This window comes from Phenylobacterium sp. (assembly GCF_044371015.1).
Taxonomy (GTDB): Bacteria; Pseudomonadota; Alphaproteobacteria; order Caulobacterales; family Caulobacteraceae; genus Phenylobacterium.
This window is the reverse complement of the sequence record NZ_JBILUK010000214.1, coordinates 1-5,589: the sequence shown is the minus strand read 5'-3', so window position 1 is coordinate 5,589 and position 5,589 is coordinate 1. Positions and strand designations below refer to the sequence as shown.

Sequence of the window (5,589 nt, the reverse complement as noted above, 5' to 3'; positions counted from 1 at the left end):
CTGACGCTTGGCGCCTCCGACCGAGTTCGGCGCGGAGCCTGCATTGCGCCCCGTGGCGTCCAGCATCCGCAGGCGGAAGGCCACGGGATCGACGCCGGCATGGTGCGCCGCCTCGTCCAGGAAGCTCTCCAGCGCCCAGTTGGTGAAGCCCGGGCCCACCGAGCGCAGCCAACCCGGCCGGAAGGTGGCGTTGGCCAGGTCGTTACCCACCGCCCGGACCCGGTGCGCGCCAACATTGTACCAATGGTTCGCGCCATTGGCGGCGAAGGGGTCGAAGGCCACGTCGTTGGCGCCCTTGGGCATGAAGAAGGGCGCCATGGCCTCGGTGGGCCAGCCGGCGCAGACGTGGTGCTCCATGGCCGTGACCCGTCCGCCCTCGCCGAACGCCATCTTCAGCGCCTGGGTGGACGGCGAGCGCGGGGAGTCGAACCGGCTGTCGTCGGCTCGGGTCAGCACCATCTTGACCGGATTGCCGCCGATGGCCTTGGAAGCCAGCGCCGCGCCCACCGCATAGTCGCCGTTGAGCCTGCGCCCGAACCCGCCGCCCAGCAGGTAGGTCCTGAGTACGATGCTCTCTTCCGGCCGTCCCAGCGCCTTGGCCAGCCAAGGCAGCACGAGCGACTGCCACTGGTTGCCGGTGTGGATCTCGAAGACGCCGTTGCGCTCGAAGGCCAGGGCGTTGACCGGCTCCAGCTGGAAGTGCAGGGCGGTGGCGGTGGTGTAGGTGGCCTCGACCTTCGACTTCGCCGCCTTGAAGGCCGCCTCGATGCCGGGATCGGCGACCACGAGCCCGCCCTTGGAGGTGTCGGCGATCAACTCCGCCGCGCGGCGGTTGAGGTCGGCCTCCGAGACAGTCGCCCCATCGCCGCCCGCCCAGGTGACCTTGAGCGCCTCGCAGGCCCGGTCGGCGGCGACGAAGGTCTCGCCATAGACCATCACCCAGCCGGGAACCGTGCCTGAGGGGTCCTCCAGCGCCACCGCGCGGATGTATCCGGGAACCTTCCGCGCCTCGGTCTCATCGATGGCCGTGACGCGTGCGCCATAACGGGTCGGCGGCAGCTTGGGCCGGGCGTAGACCATCCCCGGCGCCTTGGCGTCGATGCCATAGACCGCCTGGCCGTTGGTCTTGGTCGGCACATCCTGGGCCGGCGCGGCGCGGCCGAGCACCCGGCGCTCCTTGGCGGGCTTGAGCGGGATCTTGGCCATCGCCTCGGCGCTGATGGCGGCGGGCAGTGCGCCCTTGGCGACGATCTCGCCGAAGCCGATCGACTTGTCGCCCGACACCACGCGGTGATTGCGCGCCACGCAGGTGGAGGGCTCCACGCTGAGCAGCTTGGCTCCCGCTTCGATCAGCGCCATCCGCCCGGCCGCCGCAGCCTGGCTGTAGAGCGGATAGCTCTGCCAGATCGACCAGCTTCCGCCGGTGGCCATCAGGCCCCACTTGGGGTGACTATCGACGTGCAGGAACTTCACCCTCGCCGGGTCGGCCTCCAGTTCCTCGGCGACGATGCGGGCGATGGCCGAGCCCACATGCTGGCCCATCTCGGCGCGGATGATGTTGACCACCACCTGACCGTCGCGGTCGATGGAATACCAGATTGTCGGCTCGAACGCGCCGGCGGCGGCCTCGACGGGGGCGGCGAGCGTAAAGGTGGCGCCAGCCGCCGTGACCGCGATCAACAGGCTGCGACGTGAGAGATTGATGGGCGCGTTCATGCCGAAGCTCCCGTCTTGGCGGCCTGGCCGGCGGCGAGCTTGATCGCCTTCTTGATCCGCACATAGGCCATGCAGCGGCAGAGGTTGCCCGACATGGCCGCATCGATCTCGGCGTCGGTGGGCTTGGGCGTAGCCTTCAACAGGGCGGCGGCCTGCATGATCTGGCCCGACTGGCAGTAGCCGCACTGGGGCGCCTGGGTCTCGATCCAGGCCTGCTGCAAGGGGTGCGCGCCCTTGGGGTCCAGGCCCTCGATGGTGGTCACCGCCTTGCCGGCCACGGCCGATGTCGGGACCAGGCAGGATCGCACCGCCTCGCCGTCCACATGCACCGTACAGGCGCCGCACTGGCCGATTCCGCAGCCGAACTTGGTCCCGGTGAGCCCGGCCTCGTCCCGAATGGTCCAGAGCAGCGGCGCGTCGTCCGGCCCCTCGACCGTCATTTCGCGCCCGTTCAGTCGGAACGTCGTCATGTTCAGTCTCCCCGTGTGCTCGCGCCAAGAGGAGCGGACGCCCAAATCGGGCCGGATGCAAGGTGCTTAGAGCACGTGGGCAGGCGCCCCTGGATGGCGGCCCATCTGTCCAAGGCGTGCTCAGCCTGCCTGCACACAAGGCAGTTGTCGCCGGCGTCCACGCCGAGGCCGCTCGGCGGCTTGCGCTCGATCCCGGCTGGGCGCGCCCTGAGGGTCAGCCTCGCCGGATCGGACACCGCCATGACTCTCCCCAAGACCGCCCTCGCCCGCCGCACCTTCCTTCGCAGCCTGGCCCTCGCGGCGGCGACTCCGGTGCTGACCGAGGCGCGCCTCGCGCACGCCGCTCAAGCTCCGCCGTCCGGCATGGCGCTGCATGGTCAGACGCCGGACATCCCGCCGCCGGATGCGGTGCTGATCAACGCCAACGAGAACCCTCTGGGACCCTGCAAGGCCGCCATTGACGCCATCGGCAAGATCGCGCCCCAGGGCGGGCGCTATGACCGCCTGGGCGAGGTCGAGATGCTGGCCATGACCTTCGCCCGCCAGTCGGGCCTCAAGGTCGATCATGTGGAAGTCTATGCCGGCTCGGGCGAGCCGCTCACCCACACCGTGCTGGCCTTCACCGGCCCGGGCCGCAGCCTGGTGATCGCCGATCCTTCCTATGAGGCCGCCATGCGGGCGGCCATGACCTCGGGCGGCCAGATTCACAAGGTCCCGCTTACCGCCGACTTCCAGCACGACGTGAAGGCCATGGCCGCCGCCGATCCCAAGGCCGGGCTGATCTATGTCTGCAATCCGAACAACCCGACGGGCACCATGACCGACCGGGCGTCCATCGTCTGGCTGCTGGAGAACAAGCCGAAGGACTCGATCCTGCTGGTCGACGAGGCCTACATCCATCTGTCGGACGCCAAGGACACGCTTGATCTGGTGGCGGCAGGCAAGGATCTGATCGTGCTCCGCACCTTCTCCAAGGTCTACGGCATGGCCGGACTGCGGTGCGGCCTGGCGCTCGGTCGGCCCGATCTGTTGGCCAAGCTCAAGGCTTTCGGACAGAACGCCATGCCGATCACCGGCGCCACCGCCGCGCGGGCCTCGTTGCTCGATGCGGCCCTGGTTCCGGAGCGCAAGAAGATTATCGGCGACGTCAGGTCCGAAACCATCTCTTGGCTGCGCGCCAAGGGCTTCAAGGTGATCGGCGAGTCGGAATCCAACTGCTTCATGATCGACACCGGCCGCAACGGCCGCGCGATCATGGCCGCCATGAAGGCGCGCAAGGTCTATATCGGCCGCACCTGGCCGATCTGGCCCAACGCCGTGCGCATCTCGGTGGGCACGGCCGAAGAGATGGCCGCCTTCAAGACCGCCTTCGCGGCGGTCATGGCCATCCCGCCCGCCGAGCTGATGGCGACCTACGGCAAGCAGGCCCAGGTGGAGTTCGACGTGCTCAAGCACTTCGCCTGAACCGCCGGTCTGGATTCCCCACGACAGTTTCACTAGGTGTCTCGCCAAGACGTTCAGGGAGACGAGACGCCATGTTGGGGCTGATGCAGGACTGGCCGCTGACGGTCGACAAAGTGCTCGATCACGCCAAGGCCTGGCACGGAGACCGCGAAGTGGTCTCGCGCTCGGTCGAGGGGCCGATTGTCCGGACGACCTACGCCGCGATCCATGAGCGCGCGCACCGGCTTTCCAATGCGCTGAAGGCCATGGGGATCAAGCAGGGCGACCGGGTCGCCACGCTCGCCTGGAACACCGGCCGGCACATCGAGGCCTGGTACGGGATCATGGGCATCGGGGCGGTCTGCCACACGCTCAATCCGCGCCTGTTCGCCGACCAGCTCGTCTACATCATCAACCACGCCGAAGACCGGATCATCTTCACGGATCTGACCTTCGTCCCGATCCTCAAGGGCATCGCCGACAAGATCCCGACGGTGGAGCACATCATTGTTCTGGCCGACGCGGACGGCATGAAGGGTGTCGACCTGCCCGGCGCGCTCTGCTTCGAGACCCTGGTTGAACAGCACGGCCCCGAGGGCGACTGGGGCGGGTTCGCCGAGACCCTGCCGGCCGGGCTCTGCTACACATCCGGCACCACGGGCAATCCCAAGGGCGTGCTCTATTCGCACCGCTCCAACTTCCTGCACACGCTGGTGACCATGGGCACCGACGTGATGGGATTGTCGGCCACCGACACGGTGCTGCCGGTGGTGCCGATGTTCCACGCCAACGCCTGGGGGCTGGCGTTCTCCTGCCCGGGCGTCGGCGCCAAGCTGGTGATGCCGGGCGCCAAGCTCGACGGCGCCTCGGTGCATGAACTGCTGGAGACCGAGGGCGTCACCTTCTCGGCCGCCGTGCCGACCGTCTGGCAGATGCTGCTGACCCACCTGCGCGAGACCAAGGGGACCCTGAGCACGCTGAAGCGGGTGGTGATCGGCGGCTCGGCGGTGCCCGAGGCTATCGTTCGCGGCTTCCGCGACGAGTACGGCGTGTCGGTGACCCATGCCTGGGGCATGACCGAAACCTCGCCGCTCGGCACGCTGGCCAATCCGACCGCCGCCATCGCCGCCATGGACTCAGAGGCGCAGCTGCGCTTCACGCTGAAGCAGGGCCGCCCGCCGCTCGGCATCGACCTCAAGCTGGAGGACGACGCAGGCAAGCGCCTGCCGCATGACGGCGCGACCTTCGGCAAGCTGAAGGTCAAGGGGCCCTTCGTGGTCGGGCAGTATTTCCGGGGCGACGGCGGCGAAATCCTCGACGCCGAGGGCTTCTTCGACACCGGTGACGTCGCCACCCTCGACGGTCACGGCTACATGCAGATCACCGACCGGGCCAAGGATGTGATCAAGTCGGGCGGCGAGTGGATCTCGACCATCGAGATCGAAAACATCGCCATGGGCCATGAGAAGGCCGCCAACGCCGCGGTGATCGGTGCGGCGCATCCCAAGTGGGACGAACGGCCGGTGCTGCTCGTGCAACTGCGACCGGGCCAGAGCGGGACCAAGGAAGAGTTCCTGGCGTTCCTGGAAGGCAAGATCGCCAAATGGTGGACGCCCGATGACGTGGTGTTCGTCGAAGACATCCCGCTGGGCGCCACCGGCAAGATCGACAAGAAGCTGATCCGCGAGCGGATGAAGGACTATGTCCTGCCGACCGCAAAGTCGGTGAGCGCCTGACGATTTGTCCTTCGATCTGAAACTGGCGCCCGCCGTTCCGGCCGATCTGCCGAACGTCATCGCCATCACCAACCAGGCCTACCGGGTCCCCGCCGGTCAGGCCGCCTGGAAGGTCGAGACCATCGTCGGCGGCCAGCGGCTGGACGAGGGCCTGCTGGCCGAGGACCTGGCGCAGCCGGGCGCCAATCTGCTGATCGGGCGGGATGCCGTGGGCGCGCACCTGG

Annotated in this window: 4 protein-coding genes and 1 pseudogene; 3 read left to right on the top strand and 2 right to left on the bottom strand. The window is 68.2% G+C overall.

Translation table 11 applies throughout. The features are described from left to right. A partial coding sequence (locus tag ACIQ3R_RS14650; RefSeq protein WP_397419598.1) for a molybdopterin cofactor-binding domain-containing protein occupies positions 1-1,716 on the bottom strand: 1,716 nt, incomplete at its 3' end. Next, positions 1,713-2,186, bottom strand: coding sequence for a (2Fe-2S)-binding protein (locus ACIQ3R_RS14645; protein ID WP_397419597.1), 474 nt, complete (start codon positions 2,184-2,186; stop codon positions 1,713-1,715). The genes ACIQ3R_RS14650 and ACIQ3R_RS14645, both read right to left, overlap by 4 nt. A 240-nt stretch (positions 2,187-2,426) precedes the next feature. Between ACIQ3R_RS14645 and ACIQ3R_RS14640 the strand changes: the two genes are divergently transcribed. The 3 genes and pseudogenes from ACIQ3R_RS14640 to ACIQ3R_RS14630 form a co-directional block, all read left to right on the top strand. Further along, positions 2,427-3,650 (top strand): pyridoxal phosphate-dependent aminotransferase, encoded by a 1,224-nt coding sequence (locus ACIQ3R_RS14640; RefSeq protein ID WP_397419596.1) that lies wholly within the window; start codon positions 2,427-2,429, stop codon positions 3,648-3,650. 71 nt (positions 3,651-3,721) lie between these two features. Further along, positions 3,722-5,365 carry a long-chain-fatty-acid--CoA ligase gene (locus tag ACIQ3R_RS14635; protein ID WP_397419595.1) on the top strand — a complete coding sequence of 548 codons (1,644 nt, stop codon included), beginning with the start codon at positions 3,722-3,724 and terminating at the stop codon, positions 5,363-5,365. A 4-nt stretch (positions 5,366-5,369) separates the two neighbouring features. Further along, positions 5,370-5,589, top strand: a pseudogene (locus ACIQ3R_RS14630) (GNAT family N-acetyltransferase); the annotation flags it as partial.